General features: G+C 57.9%; 22 protein-coding genes. 14 read left to right on the top strand and 8 right to left on the bottom strand.

Annotation, left to right across the window (positions count from 1 at the left end; translation table 11 throughout):
- Positions 1-44 precede the first annotated feature (44 nt).
- Positions 45-1190 (bottom strand): tRNA 2-thiouridine(34) synthase MnmA, encoded by a 1146-nt coding sequence (gene mnmA / locus J7400_RS11285; RefSeq protein ID WP_209063207.1) that lies wholly within the window; start codon positions 1188-1190, stop codon positions 45-47.
- 124 nt (positions 1191-1314) lie between these two features.
- Between mnmA and J7400_RS11280 the strand changes: the two genes are divergently transcribed.
- From J7400_RS11280 to J7400_RS21330, 5 genes are all read left to right on the top strand, one after another.
- The gene (locus J7400_RS11280; protein ID WP_209063205.1) at positions 1315-1593 is read left to right on the top strand and encodes a DUF1153 domain-containing protein; all 279 of its coding nucleotides are present in this window, start codon (positions 1315-1317) and stop codon (positions 1591-1593) included.
- A 100-nt stretch (positions 1594-1693) separates the two neighbouring features.
- Complete coding sequence (locus J7400_RS11275; protein ID WP_209063203.1) at positions 1694-2410, top strand: response regulator transcription factor CtrA; 717 nt, start codon at positions 1694-1696, stop codon at positions 2408-2410.
- 106 nt (positions 2411-2516) lie between these two features.
- The gene (gene ligA, locus J7400_RS11270; protein WP_247738783.1) at positions 2517-4763 is read left to right on the top strand and encodes an NAD-dependent DNA ligase LigA; all 2247 of its coding nucleotides are present in this window, start codon (positions 2517-2519) and stop codon (positions 4761-4763) included.
- Complete coding sequence (gene recG, locus J7400_RS11265; protein ID WP_209063199.1) at positions 4760-6850, top strand: ATP-dependent DNA helicase RecG; 2091 nt, start codon at positions 4760-4762, stop codon at positions 6848-6850. Before ligA ends, recG begins: the two co-directional genes overlap by 4 nt.
- A gap of 107 nt (positions 6851-6957) precedes the next feature.
- Positions 6958-7080, top strand: coding sequence for a hypothetical protein (locus J7400_RS21330; protein ID WP_271308124.1), 123 nt, complete (start codon positions 6958-6960; stop codon positions 7078-7080).
- A 409-nt stretch (positions 7081-7489) separates the two neighbouring features.
- Here the strand turns inward: J7400_RS21330 and J7400_RS11260 are convergent, their stop codons facing one another.
- Complete coding sequence (locus J7400_RS11260) at positions 7490-7942, bottom strand: iron-sulfur cluster assembly scaffold protein (RefSeq protein ID WP_209063197.1); 453 nt, start codon at positions 7940-7942, stop codon at positions 7490-7492.
- Positions 7943-8009: 67 nt separating this feature from the next.
- Here J7400_RS11260 and hisI point away from each other — a divergent pair, with 67 nt between their 5' ends.
- Entirely contained in the window at positions 8010-8372 is a 363-nt protein-coding gene (gene hisI / locus J7400_RS11255) for a phosphoribosyl-AMP cyclohydrolase (RefSeq protein ID WP_209063195.1), read from the top strand.
- Between the two features lie 32 nt (positions 8373-8404).
- Here hisI and gluQRS read toward each other — a convergent pair whose 3' ends face one another.
- The 3 genes from gluQRS to J7400_RS11240 are packed head-to-tail and all read right to left on the bottom strand — an operon-like array spanning position 8405 to position 11505.
- Entirely contained in the window at positions 8405-9265 is an 861-nt protein-coding gene (gene gluQRS, locus J7400_RS11250) for a tRNA glutamyl-Q(34) synthetase GluQRS (RefSeq protein WP_209063192.1), read from the bottom strand.
- 47 nt (positions 9266-9312) lie between these two features.
- A complete protein-coding gene (gene trmFO, locus J7400_RS11245; RefSeq protein WP_209063190.1) occupies positions 9313-10668 on the bottom strand; it encodes a methylenetetrahydrofolate--tRNA-(uracil(54)-C(5))-methyltransferase (FADH(2)-oxidizing) TrmFO in 1356 nt (451 codons plus the stop codon).
- Positions 10669-10719: 51 nt separating this feature from the next.
- Complete coding sequence (locus J7400_RS11240; RefSeq protein WP_209063188.1) at positions 10720-11505, bottom strand: enoyl-CoA hydratase; 786 nt, start codon at positions 11503-11505, stop codon at positions 10720-10722.
- 56 nt (positions 11506-11561) lie between these two features.
- Between J7400_RS11240 and J7400_RS11235 the strand changes: the two genes are divergently transcribed.
- Both J7400_RS11235 and J7400_RS11230 read left to right on the top strand, forming a co-directional pair.
- Positions 11562-11984, top strand: coding sequence for a PaaI family thioesterase (locus J7400_RS11235; RefSeq protein WP_209063186.1), 423 nt, complete (start codon positions 11562-11564; stop codon positions 11982-11984).
- A 38-nt stretch (positions 11985-12022) separates the two neighbouring features.
- On the top strand, positions 12023-12631 hold the full coding sequence (locus J7400_RS11230; protein WP_209063184.1) for a DUF2459 domain-containing protein: 609 nt from the start codon (positions 12023-12025) through the stop codon (positions 12629-12631).
- A gap of 53 nt (positions 12632-12684) precedes the next feature.
- Here J7400_RS11230 and J7400_RS11225 read toward each other — a convergent pair whose 3' ends face one another.
- Positions 12685-12915, bottom strand: coding sequence for a DUF1127 domain-containing protein (locus J7400_RS11225; RefSeq protein ID WP_247738763.1), 231 nt, complete (start codon positions 12913-12915; stop codon positions 12685-12687).
- A gap of 89 nt (positions 12916-13004) precedes the next feature.
- Here J7400_RS11225 and J7400_RS11220 point away from each other — a divergent pair, with 89 nt between their 5' ends.
- The 3 genes from J7400_RS11220 to rpsI all read left to right on the top strand — a co-directional run bounded on the left by J7400_RS11220 (position 13005) and on the right by rpsI (position 15515).
- Positions 13005-14396: a PLP-dependent aminotransferase family protein gene (locus J7400_RS11220; protein ID WP_209063182.1), complete on the top strand. Its 1392-nt coding sequence runs from the start codon at positions 13005-13007 to the stop codon at positions 14394-14396.
- A gap of 168 nt (positions 14397-14564) precedes the next feature.
- Complete coding sequence (rplM, locus tag J7400_RS11215) at positions 14565-15026, top strand: 50S ribosomal protein L13 (RefSeq protein ID WP_209063180.1); 462 nt, start codon at positions 14565-14567, stop codon at positions 15024-15026.
- Positions 15027-15029: 3 nt separating this feature from the next.
- Entirely contained in the window at positions 15030-15515 is a 486-nt protein-coding gene (gene rpsI, locus J7400_RS11210; RefSeq protein ID WP_058240297.1) for a 30S ribosomal protein S9, read from the top strand.
- Positions 15516-15667: 152 nt separating this feature from the next.
- Here the strand turns inward: rpsI and J7400_RS11205 are convergent, their stop codons facing one another.
- Positions 15668-16153: a pseudoazurin gene (locus tag J7400_RS11205; protein ID WP_209063178.1), complete on the bottom strand. Its 486-nt coding sequence runs from the start codon at positions 16151-16153 to the stop codon at positions 15668-15670.
- Positions 16154-16456: 303 nt separating this feature from the next.
- Between J7400_RS11205 and J7400_RS11200 the strand changes: the two genes are divergently transcribed.
- Genes J7400_RS11200 through J7400_RS11190 form a run of 3 tightly spaced genes read left to right on the top strand, consistent with a single transcriptional unit; the run spans position 16457 to position 18494 of the window.
- Positions 16457-17131 carry a hypothetical protein gene (locus J7400_RS11200; RefSeq protein ID WP_209063176.1) on the top strand — a complete coding sequence of 225 codons (675 nt, stop codon included), beginning with the start codon at positions 16457-16459 and terminating at the stop codon, positions 17129-17131.
- On the top strand, positions 17128-18015 hold the full coding sequence (locus J7400_RS11195; RefSeq protein ID WP_209063173.1) for a DUF3365 domain-containing protein: 888 nt from the start codon (positions 17128-17130) through the stop codon (positions 18013-18015). The genes J7400_RS11200 and J7400_RS11195 overlap by 4 nt, the downstream gene beginning before the upstream one ends.
- Positions 18003-18494 (top strand): hypothetical protein, encoded by a 492-nt coding sequence (locus J7400_RS11190; RefSeq protein ID WP_209063171.1) that lies wholly within the window; start codon positions 18003-18005, stop codon positions 18492-18494. Before J7400_RS11195 ends, J7400_RS11190 begins: the two co-directional genes overlap by 13 nt.
- A gap of 25 nt (positions 18495-18519) precedes the next feature.
- Here the strand turns inward: J7400_RS11190 and J7400_RS11185 are convergent, their stop codons facing one another.
- Positions 18520-19281, bottom strand: a complete 762-nt coding sequence (locus J7400_RS11185) for a hypothetical protein (protein WP_209063169.1) — start codon at positions 19279-19281, stop codon at positions 18520-18522.
- Positions 19282-19284 lie beyond the last annotated feature (3 nt).

Here is a 19284-nt window from a genome sequence, read left to right as displayed (position 1 = left end):
GCGGGCAGGTGACCTAACAGAGGTTCCGCAGAAAGCTTGGCGGCTTAGTAGCCGCGCCAGATCCAGCCGCCGCCAAAGATGCGCGAGCTTTCATTGTCATAAAAGACGCAGGCCTGACCGGGGGAAACGCCTTCTTCCGGTGTCAGCAATTCCACCTCTGCTGTGGTGGGCCCGGTGGGCCGGATGATGGCATCGCGCGGCGGGCGTGTGGAGCGGACTTTAACGGCCACATGCCATTCCGGTTTGGAGTCAAAAGGTTCGTCACCAAGCCAGTTGATCTCGCGCACAGGAATGATGCGGGTGGCCAGCATCTCTTTGGGGCCGACCACTACCTGCTTCTTCTCAACGTCCAGTTTCACCACATAAAGCGGCTCAGTGAGCCCGCCGATGCCAAGACCGCGACGCTGCCCGATGGTGTAGTGAATGACGCCATTGTGGGTGCCGCGCACATTGCCTTCGTGATCCACGATTTCGCCTGCGTCCGCCGCGCCGGGGCGCAGTTTTTCAATCACGCTGGCATAGTCGCCATTGGGCACAAAGCAAATGTCCTGACTGTCGGGCTTGTCGGCCACCGAGAGGCCGTACTCTGCCGCCAGCGCGCGCGTTGCGTCTTTGTTTGGCAGATGGCCCAGCGGGAAGCGCAGGTAGTCGAGCTGCTCCGGCGTGGTGGAGAACAGGAAATAGCTCTGATCGCGGCGGGCGTCTTCGGCGGAATGCAGCTCTGCACCTTTGCTGCCCATTTTGCGCTGGATGTAGTGGCCCGTGGCCATGCAATCCGCATCCAGATCCTTGGCAGTCTCCAGAAGATCCTTGAATTTCACCCGCTCATTGCAGCGGATACAGGGCACCGGAGTGGCGCCTGCGAGGTAGCTGTCGGCAAATTCGTCAATCACCGCGTCTTGGAAGATATTCTCGTAATCCAGGACATAATGCGGGAAGCCTTTTTCCTCGGCGACGCGGCGCGCATCGTGAATATCGATTCCCGCACAGCACGCACCATTCTTCGCCAAAGCCGCGCCATGGTCATAAAGTTGCAGGGTGACACCCACCACATCGTAGCCTTCGTCTGCCAATTGGGCTGCGACAACGGAGCTATCCACCCCGCCGGACATGGCAACGACCACGCGGGTTTCAGAAGGGGGCTTCGCAAAACCCAATGAATTAAGGGGTGTGTCGCTGTGAAGCGCCATGGTGAGTCTCTCCGGTCAGAAGTCGACGAGAATATAGGAAAATCTTAGATACTCTCAAGGGGCGCTTTAGGGCCTCGTTAAGTCCACTCGGAGAAAATTTTCCTCACGCGAGGAGATGGACGCAATGTTTTTGAAAAAAGTTGAGGGGCCAAGATGTGTTACCCTGTCAGACGGGCAGGTGATGACGCGGGCCGATTTGCCACCGGCCAACACCAAACGCTGGGTGGCATCACGCAAAGCCGCGGTTGTGCGCGGCGTGGCCTATGGGTTGATCACAAAGCGCGAAGCGCTTGAAACCTATGGATTAAGTGATGATGAGTTCAACGAATGGGTGACCGCTGTGTCGACCCATGGACAGGAGGCTTTGAAAGCGACAGCGGTGCAGAAATTTAGACAGAACTGATTTTGCCTCTTAACCTTCCTAAATTGGTAACGGCTCGTTAACCTTTAACCATTAAGGTTAATGTTAACGCATAAACCCTCCCAGTTGTAAGGAAGTCCAAATGAGAGTGCTGCTGGTCGAAGACGATCCCACCACATCTAAAAGCATCGAAATGATGCTGACCCACGCCAACCTGAATGTCTATGCCACAGATCTTGGCGAAGAGGGCATCGACCTGGCAAAGCTCTATGACTACGACCTGATCCTGCTGGATCTTGGCCTGCCAGACATGACAGGCCACGAAGTGCTGCGTCAGCTGCGCACATCGCGCATCGACACGCCGATCCTGATTCTGTCCGGCGCAGATGACACCGAAAGCAAGCTGAAGGGCTTTGGTTACGGCGCAGATGACTACCTGACCAAACCGTTCCATCGCGAAGAGCTGGTGGCGCGCATTCACGCGATCATTCGCCGCTCCAAAGGCCACTCTCAGTCCGTGATCAAAACCGGCCGCATCTCTGTGAATCTGGATGCCAAAACCGTTGAAGTTGAAGGCAAAACTGTTCACCTGACCGGCAAAGAGTATCAGATGCTGGAGCTTCTGAGCCTGCGCAAGGGCACCACGCTAACCAAAGAGATGTTCCTGAACCATCTTTACGGCGGCATGGACGAGCCGGAACTGAAAATCATCGACGTCTTCATCTGTAAGTTGCGCAAGAAACTCAGCGAAGCAACTGGCGGTGAGAACTATATCGAGACAGTCTGGGGCCGTGGCTATGTGCTGCGCGATCCTGAGCCAGTATCGGCAACCGACGATCCGGTGGCAATGCGCGCCTGATAAGCGCCGGGATCTACTGGACCTCGCCGCGTCTCAGCCCTATCACTTGGGAGGGTATGATAGGGAGACGCACGTGGCCAAAGAGATCGCCATTGCAGAATTGACTATGGAGCAGGCGCGCGAGGAACTCGGGCGCCTTTCCGCGTTGCTGGCTCAGGCGAATCGCGACTATCACGGCGCCGATGCGCCAAAGCTTTCGGATGCGGAATATGACCGGCTGAAGCGGCGCAATCAGGAGATTGAGGCGCGTTTCCCCGATCTCAAACGAGTAGACAGCCCCTCTGAGCAGGTGGGGGCGGCACCAGCCGAAGGTTTTGGCAAGATCACCCATGCGGTGCCGATGCTGAGCCTTGGCAATGCGTTTGAGGATCAGGATGTTCAGGATTTTGTCGACCGCATCGGCAAGTATCTGGGGCAGGGCACAGGATCGCTGGCGTTTACAGCAGAACCCAAGATCGACGGATTGAGCCTGTCGTTGCGCTATGAGCAGGGCAAGCTGGTCTATGCGGCGACCCGTGGCGATGGCGCGACGGGGGAGAATGTCACTGAGAATGCCAAGACCATTGCCGATATTCCCCATGAGATCGCAGGCGCGCCGGATGTGCTGGAGGTGCGCGGCGAAGTTTATATGAGCCATGCGGATTTCGCGGCCTTGAATGCGCGGATCACGGCAGAGAACGAGAAACGGGCAGAGGCCGGAAAGCGCGCGTTGACCGTGTTTGCCAACCCGCGCAACGCGGCGGCGGGCAGCTTGCGACAGCTGGATGCCAACGTCACCCGCGAGCGCCCCCTGAAGTTCTTTGCCTACGCCTGGGGAGAGCTGTCTGAGCCACTGGCAGAGACGCAGATGGAGGCCATCAAACGGCTTCAGTCCTTTGGGTTCGTGATCAATGATCTGACGGCACTCTGTGCAAATGCCGATGAGATGATCGCGCATTACCACAAGATCGAGGAAGGCCGCGCGGATCTTGGCTATGACATCGACGGCGTGGTTTACAAGGTCGACGAGCTGGCCCTGCAGGCGCGGCTGGGCTTTCGCTCAACCACTCCACGGTGGGCGGTGGCGCACAAGTTTCCGGCAGAGCTGGCCTGGACCTGGCTTGAGGCCATCGACATTCAGGTGGGCCGCACCGGGGCGCTGAGCCCGGTGGCGCGTCTTGCACCGGTGGCGGTGGGCGGCGTGGTGGTCTCCAACGCAACGCTGCACAATGAAGACTACATCGCTGGGCGGGACAGCAAAGGTGCTGAGATCCGCGGTGGCAAAGATATCCGCGAAGGCGACTGGGTGCAGGTTTACCGCGCGGGGGATGTGATCCCCAAAGTGGCGGATGTGGACCTGAGCAAGCGCAAAGGTGATGCTGAGCGTTATGCGTACCCCGAAAGTTGTCCGGTGTGTGGCTCCCCCGCGGTGCGTGAAGAAGGCGACGCGGTGCGCTATTGCACTGGCGGGATGATTTGTGCCGCGCAAGCCATTGAAAAGTTGCGTCATTTCGTAGCTCGCAAAGCCTTTGATATCGAAGGGCTGGGCGCAAAGCAGATCGAGATGTTCTTTGACGATCCGGATCTGCCCATCCGCGAACCAGCTCAGATTTTCACGTTGGAACGTCGGGATGCGGACAATCTGAACAAGCTCAAAAACCGGAAAGGCTGGGGCGATCAGAGCGCGGCCAATCTGTTTGCGGCCATCAACGATAAGCGCAAGATCGCCTTTGCGCGGGCGCTGTTCAGCCTTGGCATTCGCCATGTTGGCGAGAGCGCAGCCAAAGATCTGGCGCTGCATTTCATGAGTTGGGACAAGCTCGTGCATGCGGCAGAAGCGGCGCGACCAGCCGCGCTTGCTCATCGGGCGGCAGATCAGGCGGAAGAGGCCGAGCGGATCGCAGCGCAGCGCGAAGGTCGACGCGCACGTGTCAAGGAAAGCCGGGATGCGGTGATTGCAGAGTGCAAGGTGCCTGCGGGCGCAAAGGCGGTCTGGGCTGATTTGACCGGAATTGATGGTATTGGCGTCGCTGTGGGGCTGTCGCTCACGGATGCTTTTGCCAACGCCGAAGAACGCGCGGCCATTGACCGGTTGATGGATGAGCTGGACATCATCCCACCTGAAGCGCCGTCTCAGGAAAGCCCGGTGGCTGGCAAAACCGTGGTGTTTACCGGCTCGCTTGAGAAGATGACACGGGCAGAAGCCAAGGCGCGTGCGGAAAGTCTTGGGGCGAAAGTGTCCGGGTCTGTTTCCAAGAAAACCGACCTGCTTGTGGCGGGGCCGGGGGCAGGCAGCAAAGCGGCCAAAGCGCAGGAGCTGGGCATTGAAACCATCGACGAAGATGGCTGGCTGGCGATGATCGAGGGCCTATGAGCGGACGGCCGGAAAGCCTGTTTCCGCTTTTCGCGGATCTGACAAAACTGGACGGTGTTGGGCCCAAAACGGCGCAGCATCTGGGCCAAATTGATGTCACCAAACCGCGGGATCTGCTGTTTCTGCTGCCCTATGCGGGGATTGACCGTGCGCAGAAGCTTTCGGTGAATGAGGCGGAGCTGCCCGGTGTCGTGACCGTGCAGGTGCTGGTGGGCGCGCATCGCCCGCCGCGCAATCGGGGCGGTGCGTATCGCATCACGGTGCAGGACGCGATGACCTCATTTCAGATCGTGTTCTTTCATGCGCGCACAGATTATTTGCAGAAAATCCTGCCCGAAGGCGCGCGGCGTGTCGTGTCCGGCAAGGTTGAGCTGTTTGATGGCGTGGCCCAGATGGTGCACCCGGAGTATGTGGTTGCGCCAAATGAAGCCGAAGATATTCCCGCCTTTGAGCCTGTCTATCCGCTGACCCACGGGGTGTCGCAAAAGACCATGGTGAAGGCTGTGCGATCTGCTTTGTCCAAAGCGCCGGACTTTGCGGAGTGGATTGATCCTTCCCAAAAGGATCAGGCGAAATGGCCGTCGTGGTCTGAAGCCATGGCGCTGGTGCACCACCCGGAAGCGATGGAGCAGGTGTCCCCCAACCATCCGGCGCGGGAGCGGCTGGCCTATGATGAGTTTCTGGCGCATCAGATCACGTTGGCGCTGGCGCGGAGCCAGTTGCAGAAAGCCAAAGGCGTGATTTCGCAGCAAACCACTGTGTTGCAGGCGAAGGTACGCGCGGCGCTGCCGTACAAGCCCACAGGGGCGCAGGAGCGGGCCATCGAGGCAATTGCGCGCGATATGGCAGAGTCAAGCCGCATGAATCGCCTGCTACAAGGCGATGTCGGCGCGGGCAAAACGCTGGTGGCCTTTATGGCATTGCTGATCGCTGTGGAGGCGGGCGGGCAGGGCGTGATGATGGCCCCAACCGAGATTTTGGCACGTCAGCATATGGAGGGCTTGCGGCCAATGGCGGAAAGCGCTGGCGTGGTGTTGGAGATCCTCACCGGGCGCGACAAAGGCAAAGAGCGCAAAGCCAAGCTGGAGGCGCTGGCGCGGGGGGACATTCACATTCTGGTCGGCACCCATGCGGTTTTCCAGCAGGACGTTCATTTTGAAGATCTGCGGCTGGCCATTATTGACGAGCAACACCGCTTTGGTGTGCGCCAGCGGCTGGAGCTGGGCAAAAAGGGTGCCGGTGCCGATGTGTTGGTGATGACGGCCACGCCGATCCCGCGCAGTCTGGCGCTTGCGCAGTATGGCGACATGGATGTGTCGGTGCTGGATGAAAAGCCACCCGGACGTCAGCCAATCACCACCGCTTTGATCCCGACCACCCGCATGGATGAGGTTGTGGGGCATCTGCAAAAAGCGGTGGCGGAGGGCAAGCAGGCCTATTGGGTGTGCCCGCTGGTCGAGGAAAGCGAGCGGGTCGATTACACCGCCGCAGATGCACGTTTCAAAGCGCTCAGGGCCGCGCTTGGCGAAGGTGTTGTTGGGCTTGTGCATGGCCAGATGCCCCCAGAGGGGAAAGACGCGGCGATGGCGGCGTTTCAGGCCGGGGAGACACAGGTTCTGGTGGCAACAACCGTGATTGAGGTGGGCGTGGATGTGCCCAACGCCACGATCATGGTGATCGAGCGCGCGGAAGCCTTTGGCCTGGCACAGCTTCATCAGCTGCGCGGGCGTGTGGGGCGGGGCTCGCAAGCCTCAACCTGTTTGTTGATGTATCAGGCGCCGCTGACCGAAGGCGGGGAGAAGCGTCTGAAAGTGCTGCGCGAGAGCGAAGACGGCTTTGTGATTGCTGAAACTGATTTGCAAATGCGCGGAGCTGGCGATCTGATTGGCACCGCGCAGTCCGGTTTGCCGCGCTTTCGGATTGCGGATGTTGAAAGTCAGGCGAGCCTGATGGCGGTGGCACAAAGCGATGCACGCAAGCTTTTGCATGATGACCCAACCTTGGAAACAGAACGCGGGCAGGCGGCACGTGTTCTCCTGTGGCTGATGGAACAAGATCAGGCGATCCGTTTGATTTCAGTGGGTTAGCCCCGAAGGTCTCTTAATGTTCTCTTTTGTTCTCAAAAAGTTCTTTACTCGAATCGCACCACGTGAGAACAAATGGGAAACAAAACTTAGGGAGAAGGAGAGGCCCCATGATGCAGCAAATCAAATCGGTCGTGCGCAATTCAGGTGACACACTGTTGCAGGATGCTGTTGGCGGGGTGGCTCTGGTGATCATGCTGGTGCTTGCGCTGCATGTGCCTGGTTTTGTGTGACTTGATCGACTGAACTCTTTCTGTGCCACTGAGGCAGTTTCTGTCTCACCTCATTGCCTGCGGCTTTCACGCTGACCATCTGCGCATCTGTCCCCACGTGATGCGTTCTGACTGACACTGCCTGTTCCTAGTCCTCTTGGGGGTCTGCCTCCCCCTTTGTAGATGGCTCAGGTCCCACGTGATAACGCTTGGCCTTACCGCCGCCTTCTCCCCGGAAGTGCGGCGGTTTTTTTGTTCTGTAGGTCAAGGCGTTTGGATGGCAGCGCGCGGAAGAGGCACAGCGGCAATGCGGCTTCCTCTTGCCCGCAATATCCCGGGGGAGAGGCTGACGGCCGAGGGGGCTGGCCCCCTTTCATAGAGTGAAGGTCCGATCAAACAGGGTTTGACCTGTACCACCTGTGGTCGGGAATTAAGCGCAGTTGGCTTGTTCCGCGGCCTCAAAAGCTTCTGCTGTGGCCTCAAGGGCGAGCAGAATGGAGGCGTGGCGGTTTTTATAGTCGCGCGCGGGGCGCAGAACTTCGAGCCCGTCAAAGGGCGCCGGAGGTGTTGGGCCGTCCTGTTTCAACATGTCTTTGAGTGCATCGCGCGCGGCATCGATCTCTGCGCGGCTGCGGCCGATGACATTGGCACCGACGACGGAGGCGGCAGCCTGACCAAGCGCGCAGGCTTTCACATCCTGGCCAAATGCGCTGATCACACCATCGGCGACCGACACATCAACCGTCACTGTGGAGCCGCAGAGGGGCGAGCGCTTTTTGACGGTTGCGTGCGGATCAACAAGCCGGTCGGTGTGCGGAATGGATGCCGCCAATTGCAGGATCTGGCCAGAGTAAAGCTTGATCAGGTCGGTTTCGCCGGACATCGCTGTTTCCTTTGCTGCGTCATTCCTAGATAGAGAGGAAAACACGGGATGCAAAGGGGACGAAGGTATGGAATTTGATCCAAAATCACTGACCTACAATGAGGCGGGGCTGATCCCGGCGATTGCGCAGGATAGCGAAAGCGGTGAAGTGTTGATGATGGCCTGGATGAACGCCGAGGCGGTGGCCAAGACGTTGGAAACCAAGCGGGTGACCTATTGGAGCCGGTCACGCCAGTCGTTCTGGATCAAAGGGGAGACCTCTGGCCATACGCAGGAGCTTGTTGATTTCCGTTATGACTGTGATCAGGACTGCATCCTTGTGCTGATCAAGCAGGTTGGGGCGGCGTGCCATACCAACCGTCGCACATGCTTTTATACCGCTGTGCGGGATGGGCAGACCGTTGAGTTGATGAAACCGATGGATGAATGAGCTTCCAGCTCATGCCTCCGGCGAGAGTATTTTTAGCAGAATGAAGCTGGCGGCAGGCCAACCATGGCGCGGATGTCTGCGGGGGAGGCGCCGTCTTCTCTGAACTTGGCGATGGCGCGCGCATCGTCGCGTTTCGCGAGACGTTTGCCCGCTGCATCGCGGATCAGATCGTGGTGGTGATAAGTGGGCGTGGGCAGCTTGAACAGCGCCTGCAGGAGCACGTGGATTGCGGTGGCTTCAAAAAGATCCGCGCCGCGAATGACATGGCTGATATCGGTTGCCGCGTCATCCAGCACCACGGAGAGGTGGTAGGAGGCGGCCATGTTGCGGCGCGCAAGCACCACATCCCCCACGTGATTGATCAGCCTTTGGGCGACGAGCTGATGCGTGCCTGTGTGCAGCGGACCTTGCTCTTCAAAAGCGAAAGGGAGGGCCAAAGCGCAGGCCTTCTCCATATCAAGCCGTGTGCAAGTGGCATCTTGTGTGGCGTGATGGGCGTTGCGGCATGTTCCGGGATAGATGCGTCCGTCCGGGCCGAACTCCGGCACACCTTCCTGTGGCGCGCTGGCGGCGGCTTCAATATCTCGCCGTGTGCAGGTGCATTCATAGGTCAGCCCCATGTCGCGCAATTGGCTCAGCGCCAGCTCGTAGTCGGCAAAGTGGTCTGATTGCTTGCGCACCGGGCCATCCCAGGTGATCCCGAGCCAGTGCAGATCCTCATAGATCTGCTCTTCCCACGCGGGGCGGGCGCGGGATTGGTCGAGATCGTCGATGCGAAGCAAAAACTGGCCGCCCTTTGCGCGGGCTGTGTCATGGGCAAGCAGCGCGGAATAGGCATGGCCCAGATGCAAAGGGCCGGTGGGAGATGGCGCAAAGCGCGTGATGAATGTCACGTTGAGGAACCGCTTTTTGGTTTTGCGCCACCCTAGGATGATGAGATTTAGGCGTCTACCGTTGCCTGCGCATCGAGCCATGCCTGCCAGTCGGCTTTGGCGCGGTCGGTGTAGGCCTTGTAGCGGTCCTTGCGACCGCGGCGCCCCCCTTTGAGGCCATCTACCGGCTGGAACAGGCCAAAGTTCACATTCATCGGCTGGAAGGTTTTGGCCTCCGCGCCGCCGGTGATGTGATGCACCAATGCGCCCATTGCTGTGTTCAGCGGTGCGGTTGGCAGCGGTGCGCCGAGGATTTCAGCGGCCGCAAGACGCCCTGCGAGCAGACCCATGGCTGCGCTTTCCACATAGCCCTCAACGCCCGTAACTTGCCCGGCAAAGCGGATGTTGGGGCGGGATTTCAGGCGCATCTGATCGTCCAGAAGGGTGGGCGAATTGATAAAGGTGTTGCGGTGAATGCCGCCAAGGCGCGCAAAGGAGGCGTTCTCCAAACCGGGGATCATTTTGAACACATCGGTCTGCGCGCCGTACTTCATCTTGGTCTGAAATCCGACGATATTATAGAGCGTTCCCAATGCGTTATCACGGCGAAGTTGAACCACCGCATAGGGCTTATCATCCGGTTTGTGGATGTTGGTCAGGCCAACCGGCTTCATCGGCCCAAAGCGCAGGGTCTCGCGGCCACGTTCGGCCATCACCTCGATCGGCAGGCAGCCGTCAAAATATCCAGCGGTTTCGCCTTCGTGGAATTCGGTTTTGTCTGCCGCCAGCAGCGCGTCGATGAAAGCCTCATATTGCTCTTTGGTCATCGGGCAGTTGAGGTAGGCTTTGCGCTCTTCTTCGGTCTCGCCTTTGTCATAGCGCGACTGCAGCCAGGCCACATCCATGTCGATGCTTTCGGCATAGACAATCGGGGCGATAGCATCAAAGAACGCCAGACGGTCCGCGCCGGTTTCGGCCTGAATGGCCGCGCCAAGCGACGTGGAGGTCAGCGGACCGGTGGCGATGATCCAGTGGCCATCGCTGGGCAGTTCGGTGATTTCGCCGTACTCAACCGTGACATTGGGGTGCGCCATCAGCGCCTCTGTCACAGACTCGGCAAATGGGTCACGGTCCACCGCGAGTGCGCCACCTGCAGGCAGGCGGTGCTCATCAGCTTTCGACATGATCAAGCCGTTGGCCGCACGCATTTCCCAATGCAGGAGGCCCACAGCGTTTTGCTCATCATCGTCAGAGCGGAAAGAGTTGGAGCAGACCATCTCTGCCAGATGCCCGGTGCGATGGGCAAAGGTTTCCACCTTCGGGCGCATCTCGTGGATCACCACCTGAACGCCCATGTTCGCCGCTTGCCACGCAGCCTCGGAGCCGGCCATACCGCCGCCAATGATATGCAATGTCTGTGTCATGGGGGCGGACATAGGCGAGGACGCGCTCTTTGGGAAGGGGCAAGCGGCGCTCTATTGCTCCCATTTGGGCGTTTCTTTGTTGAGGAAAGCGTCTATCCCGGCCTCGGTTTCCCGCCAGAGCATATTTTGCACCATGACATCACCGGTATAGTCGTAGGCCTCAGAGAGCGGCATTTGCAGTTGTTCATAAAAAGCCTGTTTGCCGATCTTCACGGCCACACCAAGTTTGGCGGCGACGGTTTGGGCAAGCTCTTCGGTGGCAGACGCCAATTGGTCTTGCGGCACAACACGGTTGACCAGCCCAAGGGTTTCAGCGCGTGTGGCATCAATGAATTGGCCAGTGGTGAGCATTTCAAAGGCCTGTTTGCGCGGGATATTGCGGCTGAGCGCCACCATTGGGGTGGAGCAGAAGAGGCCGATGTTGACGCCGTTGACGCCAAAGCGTGTGCCTTCAGCCGCCACTGCCATATCGCAGCTTGCCACCAGCTGGCAGCCTGCGGCGGTGGCAATGCCATGCACCTGTGCAATCACCGGCTGGGGCAGGCGCTGAATGCTTTGCATCATGGTGGCGCAGCGGGTGAAGAGATCCTTGAAATAGTCTTTGCCACCATCCTCAGATTGCCGTCCGGCGGTCATTTGTTTGAGATCATGGCCGGCGCAAAAGGCCTTGCCGCTGCCTGAGAGGATCACGGCGCGGATGCTGCTGTCCCCGCTCAAGGCCTCAAATTCGGCCTGCAGGGCGGCCAGCATTTCGTCAGACAGTGCATTCAGCCGATCCGGCGCATTCATCGTGAGATGTGCCACCGCTTCCGTGTCGCGACGTTCCAGAATTGTCATCTTGCCCTCCCTGACGTTTGCGGCAACGGTAACCCCAGAGGGCAGGGAGGAAAAGTATGCAAGCAGTGATGAGTGCAGAAGAAATGACCGATTGGCTGCAGTCGGTCTTTCCGCAGGTCAAAGACGATTTTGTGGTGGAGCATATTGATGGCACCAACACGGTGATGCGTCTGATGGTGGCGGAGCGGCATCTGCGCCCGGGGGGCACGGTTTCGGGGCCGTCGATGTTCGCGCTGGCCGATGTGGCAGCCTATGTGGCGACCATGGCTTGCATTGGCAAAGAGGCGCTGACGGTAACCACCAATTGTTCGCTGGATTTCATGCGCAAACCGGCGTCTGGCAAAGACCTGATTGCGAAGGCGACGCTTTTGAAGCTTGGGCGCAGCCTGTCAGTGACAAGCATTCTGATCTATTCCGAGGGGGAAGAGATGCCGGTGGCGCGGGCCAATATGACCTATGCGATCCCGCCTAAATCGTGAGGTGGGTTTGGTACATCGTTCTGATTTTGTTGGTTGGGATGGTCAGCCGCTTTGTTGCGATTGAACGTGGTGATCCGATTGATACTGACAAGGGTACACGCATTTGGGTGTTCGATCACGGTTATCATACAGGGTTGGTATTGCCGCGTTCTGTGCTTGAGACCTTGGGAGATAGGAACTCCGTCGATTGGTTGAAGCAGTTTCCAGACGCCGAGTGGTTCGAATTTGGCTGGGGGGATGCGGGGTTCTATTTCGAAGTCCCAACATTTCGGGACGTCACACTTGCCATTGGCCTAAAGGCCTTGTTGGTACCGAGTAGAAGCGTTTTGCATATCGCGACAGGGCGGGGAAATCCGGAGATTGTTTTTCGCAGTTCCGAATACATAACTCTACATATTTCAGCCGACGCCCTGTCCGAAATGCTTCGCTTTGTTGAATCCGGAGCGGTATCGACGAACCAGCTAGGACCAGGTCTTTATGGCGTGGGGGCGTTTTATGAGGGCAGCGGACAGTATCATGCCTTCCAAACTTGCAACAGCTGGGTGTCGCAAGCGTTGCGTGCTGGCGGGGTTGCTTCAGCTCCCGGACCAGCTGTTTTGAGTTTTGGTTTGATCTGGGATTTGCACCGGCGCTATGGAGCAGAATAAAAAAAAGGGCCGGGATGAACCCGGCCCAGGGGGGAAGAGGCAACTGACGGGAGTCAGATTTGCCACATCTTCTTTTCGACTTCCGCGCGGGCGTCTGCGAGCGATACGCCGATGTCTTTGAGCTGCGCTGCGTCGAGTTTGGAGAGGGCACGGCGGGTGCGTGCGCGCTGATCCCATGCGGTGACCACAGCTGCGAAAGACAGCGCGAGGCGTGCCGCAACAGGAAGTTGCGCATTGGCGGCGTGGCTGGTCAGGCTTTCGAGGTGTGTCGTGGTCATTGTCATGGTCGTCTCCAATATTGTATTGATACAATCCTCAAGTTTGTTACACTGATTGTGTAGCTTTGGCGTGATACAATGGCGAGGAAAACATTGTGACTGGTACATTTTGGCCGCCTGTTTTTGAAAATTGTACCGATCCGAAGTATCTCGTGTTGGTACAATCACTTCGTTGTGCCGTGCATGGCGGGCAGCTGCCTGTGGGGGAAAAGTTGCCAACGGTGCGGGATCTGGCATGGGATCTTGGGATCACACCGGGAACGGTCGCCCGCGCTTACAAGCTCGCTGTGGAAGAGGGGTTGCTGGAAACCACTGTAGGACGCGGCACCTTTGTGGCCGAGGGTCGCGGTGCGCCTTTGGCAGGGCCGGATCCTTTGGTGACGGACAGTCAGAGCGGCGATATTGATCTGCGGGCTGTCCGTGTGCCGGATGTCGGGCAGGACGGCGCCATTCGCGCGGCCATGGCGCAGACCTTGAAGGAAGGGTCGCGCTATTTGCTATGCCCTGACTCAACAACAGATAAGGTCGCACGCGAAGCGGTTGTGCAGTGGATCGGACAGGACATAGCGGGCCGTATTTCAGCAGATGACGTGGTTCTGACGCTGGGGGCGCAGAGTGCCTCGATGATTGCCTTGCAATCCTGCCTGCATGGGGCGTCCCCCGTGGTGCTGACCGAAGAAATCACCTTCCCGGGGGTGCGCCACGCTTGTCGCCTGCTGCGTGCAGAGGTGATTGGCATTGGTCTGGATCAACATGGCATTCGCCCGGATCGGCTGGAAGAGGCGTTGCGGCGACATGGGGGGCAGGTTCTGATGACCTCTGCTCAAGCGCACAGCCCAACGGCCATTCACACGCCGCTGGAAAGGCGTCAGGAGATCGCGGCACTGGCGCGGCGATACAATGTGCAGATTGTTGAGGACGATTGTTATGCCATTTCCCCAACAGACGTGCCGTCTTACCGCGTTCTGTGCCCAGACCGCACTTGGTATCTTGGCTCGCTGACAAAGGCAGTCTCCTCTGCTTTGCGCTTCGGCTTTCTTGTGCCGCCGGAAGGGCGGGCGCAGCAGGCGCGGCATGTGGCGCAATCCAATTTTTACGGTGTGCCGCAGCCGATGTTGGACATCTGTGCAGAGCTGATCCTGAACGGGCAGGCGGATGGTATCAAGCGGCGTGTGTTGGCTGCGATTGATGAGCGTGTCCGAGTGGCCGTGAACATTCTGGGCAGCTGGAACATTCGCTGGCGACCGGATGTGCCGTTCATCTGGCTGCGTTTGCCACAGGGCTGGCGCGGGTCCACTTTTGTGCGGGCCTGTGATGCAGAAGGCATAAGGATCAAATCTGCGGATGAATACGCCCTGCCGGATGGGCAGGCGCCAAATGCCGTTCGGATTGCCCTCGCACCGGAATTGCCGGTGAGCGAATTGCAGGCCGCATTGGAAACTGTCTCGCGTTTGCTGGCGAAACCGCCTCTTTTGAATGAAAATTGATGGGGTAAAATAATACCTATTTTGCAAGCTATTGTTTTTGTGTACTTATTTTGGATTTACACCGCTTGACGTGACGCATAGCTGCTTTATAACCCGCCCATCATTTACTGGAGAGACCGGCGTGCCGGGATTCCCGGCCAACCCGTCAACCAATCTGGAAGACCTAATATGAAAACCTTCTCTGCTACTCCGGCAGACATCGAGAAGAAATGGATCATCATCGACGCCGAAGGCGTGGTGCTGGGCCGTCTTGCTTCGATCGTCGCCATGCGCCTGCGCGGCAAGCACAAGGCGTCCTTCACCCCGCACATGGACATGGGTGACAATGTCATCGTGATCAACGCGGACAAAATCCAGCTGACCGGTAAGAAGCGTTCTGACAAGAACTACTTCTGGCACACCGGCCACCCAGGCGGCATCAAATCCCGCACTGCAGGTCAGATCCTGGAAGGCGAGCACCCAGAGCGCGTGGTGACCAAAGCCGTTCAGCGCATGCTGCCTGGCAACCGCCTGTCCCGCAAGCAGATGACTAACCTGCGTGTATACGCTGGTGCCGAGCATCCGCATGAAGCACAAGCGCCTGAAGTCCTGGACGTTAAGTCCATGAACAGCAAGAACACCCGGAGCTAATCAATGGCTGATCAAATCAACTCGCTTGAAGAGCTGAACGCCGTAGCCGGTGAAGAAGCTGTTGTAGAAGTTGCGGCTCCTCGTGAGCCAGTGCGCGACGAACTGGGCCGCTCCTACGCGACCGGTAAACGTAAAGACGCTGTTGCCCGCGTTTGGATCAAGCCGGGCTCCGGCAAGGTCATCGTGAACGGCAAAGACCAGGACAAGTACTTTGCGCGTCCGGTTCTGCAGCTGATCCTGCGCCAGCCTTTCCAGGTTGCCGGCGTAGAAGGTGAATTCGACGTATATGCCACAGTGAAAGGTGGCGGTCTGACCGGTCAGGCCGGTGCGGTGAAGCACGGTATTTCTAAAGCTCTGCAGCTTTATGAACCCTCCCTGCGCGCACCTCTGAAAGCCGCTGGCTTCCTGACCCGCGACAGCCGCGTTGTGGAACGTAAGAAATACGGTAAGCGCAAAGCGCGTCGTTCGTTCCAGTTCTCCAAGCGTTAATCGCAGGACAACATGCAAAAAAGAAAGGGCTCGCAGATTTGCGGGCCCTTTTCTTTTGCGCGACTGGCGGGGCGATCGGTGGGTGACGCAGCAAAAAAAAGAAGGGGCGTGTTGGACGCCCCTTTTGATTTTCGTGTTTGATTTGCGGGACGTTAGGCCTGCGCCAGTCCTTCGGCCTCAACCTGTTCCCAGATCGCGTCCCAGGCTTTCTGCATCCGGCCTTTGTGCTTCACGCCTTTGGCCGCATCATAGTTGGCCATCATGCCGTCGCCCTGCACGATGATCAGGCCAGCCATCCCCATGCTGGCATGCGGGGTGCATTTGTAGCCATAGAAACCCGGCACATCGAGCGTGATCTCAAAATCTTTGCTGATCTTGCTTTTCCAGGTGTCGACGCCTTCGGGGAGCATGCCCTCTATGCTTTCGCTGTTGTGGCCTTTGTCCTCAGAGACAAAGCGCACCGTGTCTCCGGCTTGCGCAACCTGAATGAGCGGATGGAACACCATGCGGCGTTTCTTGTCTTCAGGGTGTTTGTTCAGCATCTGAATGTCGACGGTGGATTGTGCAAAGGCAGGGCGCGCCAGCATCAGGGCAGCACCTGCAAGCATCAGCTGGCGGCGATTGATCTCAAATTTCATAGCGATGTCTCATGTTTTTGGCTGGGTGCCATACTGGCAAGCGGCCCTAGTTCTAGCTGGCAGCGTCTCTAACGCTTGATGGCTATGTTTAACGAGTTAATTTTGTGCGGCAGGAGCTTCAACCCAAATGGGAGGCAGTTTTGGCGACATTTTGTCTCTGTCACGTTTCATAGGCGGCTGTGGAATACCTCTGCGCAACAGGGGAGTAAGTCACCGTTGTCGCTCAGGATTTTCACAATTAACGGTTGATTAACCATTTCTAACGACTCTTTAACCACGTTTGTTTGTGTTGCGGAGAGGGTTATGGTGTCTCCATCTGTGCGTGTTGTTCGCCTGTTGGCCTTGATGGCTGCGGTGCCAACCGTGGCGCTTGGCGGGTTGGCGATGCTGTCACAGGACAGCAAACATGTGCTGGCGCATGGGCCGTTGATCTCAGATCACGCGGAGGTTGCCTGCGACGCCTGCCATGTGGAAAGCGCGGGGAGTATCCGGCAACAGATTCAGGCGCAGTTACACTACGCATTTGGATCGCGCGCCACGGCTGTGGATTTTGGATATCAAGAGGTGACCTCAAAGGCGTGCTTGGCCTGTCATGCACGCCCCAATGAGCGCCATCCAATCTATCGTTTTCAGGAACCACGGTTTGCGCAAGCGGTGCAAATGGTGGATGCGCGCAGCTGTTTGGGCTGCCATTCCGAGCACAGTGAACAGGTTGTACACAGCGCTGTGGGTGTGTGTCGGGCCTGTCATGAGGGGATCAAGGTTAAGAATGATCCTATTGATATAAAACATGAAATACTCATCGAGCAGAAGAAGTGGGAGAGCTGTCTGGGCTGTCACGACTTCCATGGCAACCATGCGTTCAAGGCCCCTTTGCACATCGCGGAGGCCATACCAGCAGAGGTGATCAGGCAATATTTTCTGGGAGGGCCTGATCCTTATGGGGAGGAAAAACTCTATGAAGCGAGGACGGAATGACAACGCTACGTATCGTTTTGCTTGGCGGTTTTACCTGTCTGGCGATCTATCTCTTCGCCACGGCACCGCCACCTTTGAGGGACGGCGGCGAAAAGGTCAGCGACTGTCAGCACCCGGTCACCGACCTGTTTGCCGTTGCCAACCACATCAATGCGGCGGCGCGGGGCATTTACACCAAACGTATCGTGGGCGGGGGGATGGCCGCTGGTCTCAAGTTTGGTGAAGAGTGGCGGGAACCCGGTATGGAGCAAGGGCCATTGCCTGCTCTCTTCTTGCGGGAAACGGCGGCGCAACTGGAGGCGTTGCCACCGCGCCTGGGGCTGTATTTGGGGTCTGATGCGCCGATCAATCCGTCAAATCTCTTCTCCGATGCGCAGATGCGTGCGTTTGAGCAGCTCAAGCAGACGCGCGCACCGGTTTTTTCAGAAGACGATCTGGCCGGCCAAGTGGCGATGTATCCGGATTTGGCCTCGGTCGCGCCATGCGTCAGTTGCCACAATGAGCATAAGGACAGCCCCAAAACAGACTGGCAGCTCGATGATGTGATGGGGGCAACCACCTGGACCTATCCCTCCGCGCAGCTCTCTACAGAGGAGTTCTGGACCACCATCGAGGCGCTGTTTGTTGCGGTAGAGCGGACATATAGCGCCTATCTGGCCAAAACCGATGGCTTTGAGAAAGCGCCTGTTGTTGGAGCGCACTGGCCCGCGAAAGACAGCTATCAACTGCCGGAGACCAATGTGTTTGTCGGCGAGGTCCGATCGCAAGTCTCTGATGGCATTCTCAAAACCATGCTCCGCAGTCAGCGTAGCAAGGAGAGCGAAACCCAATTTGGCGCTGCAAATGCGGCTAGTATGGAAGGAGATCTCTCATGCGCATTTTGATCGCCACCATGCAACGTGTACCCTATGCGGCGATGGCTGTTTTGGGATTAAGCCTTGCTGCGACCATTCTGTTCTTTGAAATCAAGATGGGGTTGCTTGCGCCTCTCTCAGGCTTTGGCCAGCAAGTTCTGACAGGGTGTTTGCTGCTGGGGCTGCTGGGCTATCAATGGGTGCTGTTTGCCAAACGTGTGCGCAAAGACAACAGCCATATGCGGCAAAACCTGACCATCCACCGCTGGGTCGGTGTGGCGGCGACCTTTGTTTTTGCTTTGCACGCGGTGCGTTTCGGGCATGTCTGGATGACGGGGGTGAGCACGGTGTTCTTTTTGATCGCTGTGACCGGCGTGTTCAATCGCACGGTGCTTGGGTATCGCAAGAATTGGATGTATCTCGTTTGGCTGTTTTGCCATATCGGCCTGTCAGCCGCGCTTTTCCCACTGGTCGGGGTGCATATCTGGGTGGCGCTTGCGTATCAGTGACGCGGGCGAAGCGCCTTGGAGGGGGCTATTTCCGACGCCGCTTCAGCACGCGGCGCATCAGCCGTAGGCGCCTGAAGATATTGCGTTTATCGCGGTTTACTTCTGTAAGCAGATGACAGGCCAGCGGCGCGAGCACAGGGTCTTCTTCTGCAGAGAGCCACAGCATGCCCAGAAGATTGCGATCCAAATCTCCATGCACCAGCGAATAGGGCGTGAGTTTGAGAGGGAGCTTTTTACCTGTGCGATTTTTCGGGTCAAAAGCAGTCTCAGCGGAGGCGCCGCTATAGAGGCGTTCGGTTTCATAGAGCTTCATCATATTGAAAAATATGATGAGTTCTCCGGCGCATCGCCTCTGTGCCTCGGTTGTTCCCAGGTCGCGAAAGGTCTGGAGGGCAGAGAGCTTCCAACGCATGTCCAGCTCTTCCAAAAGGAATCTGGAGTGATCTTGCCAACACTTCTGAAACAGATCCTGCGCAATCTGCGGCGTGTTGCGGCGTCGAGAGCCCGCGATGACCAGCGCATGCAGAGCAAGCAGCTGGGGGCGCCCTGAGAATTCTGTTTGAATGTTCTGAAATTTCTCCGCTGCCGAAGCGAGGTTTTTGATATCCAGATTTTCGGTGGGCGGCACGGTTTGGTCTTTGAGCTGCTCAAGGCCACCGTGGCTGATCTCTTCCAGAAGCGCCTGCATCCCGTGGTATTCGGCACGTTGCTGGGGCGCGCGTTTCACCATGGAGGCGAAGCCATCCGGATAGGTTAACTCACCGCGAAATATGGTGAAAATATCCATTGC

Source organism: Shimia sp. R9_2, assembly GCF_017743735.1.
In the GTDB taxonomy this organism is placed as follows: domain Bacteria; phylum Pseudomonadota; class Alphaproteobacteria; order Rhodobacterales; family Rhodobacteraceae; genus Shimia.
The sequence above is the reverse complement of the archived record's forward strand: the minus strand, read 5'-3'. Positions and strand labels throughout refer to the sequence as shown.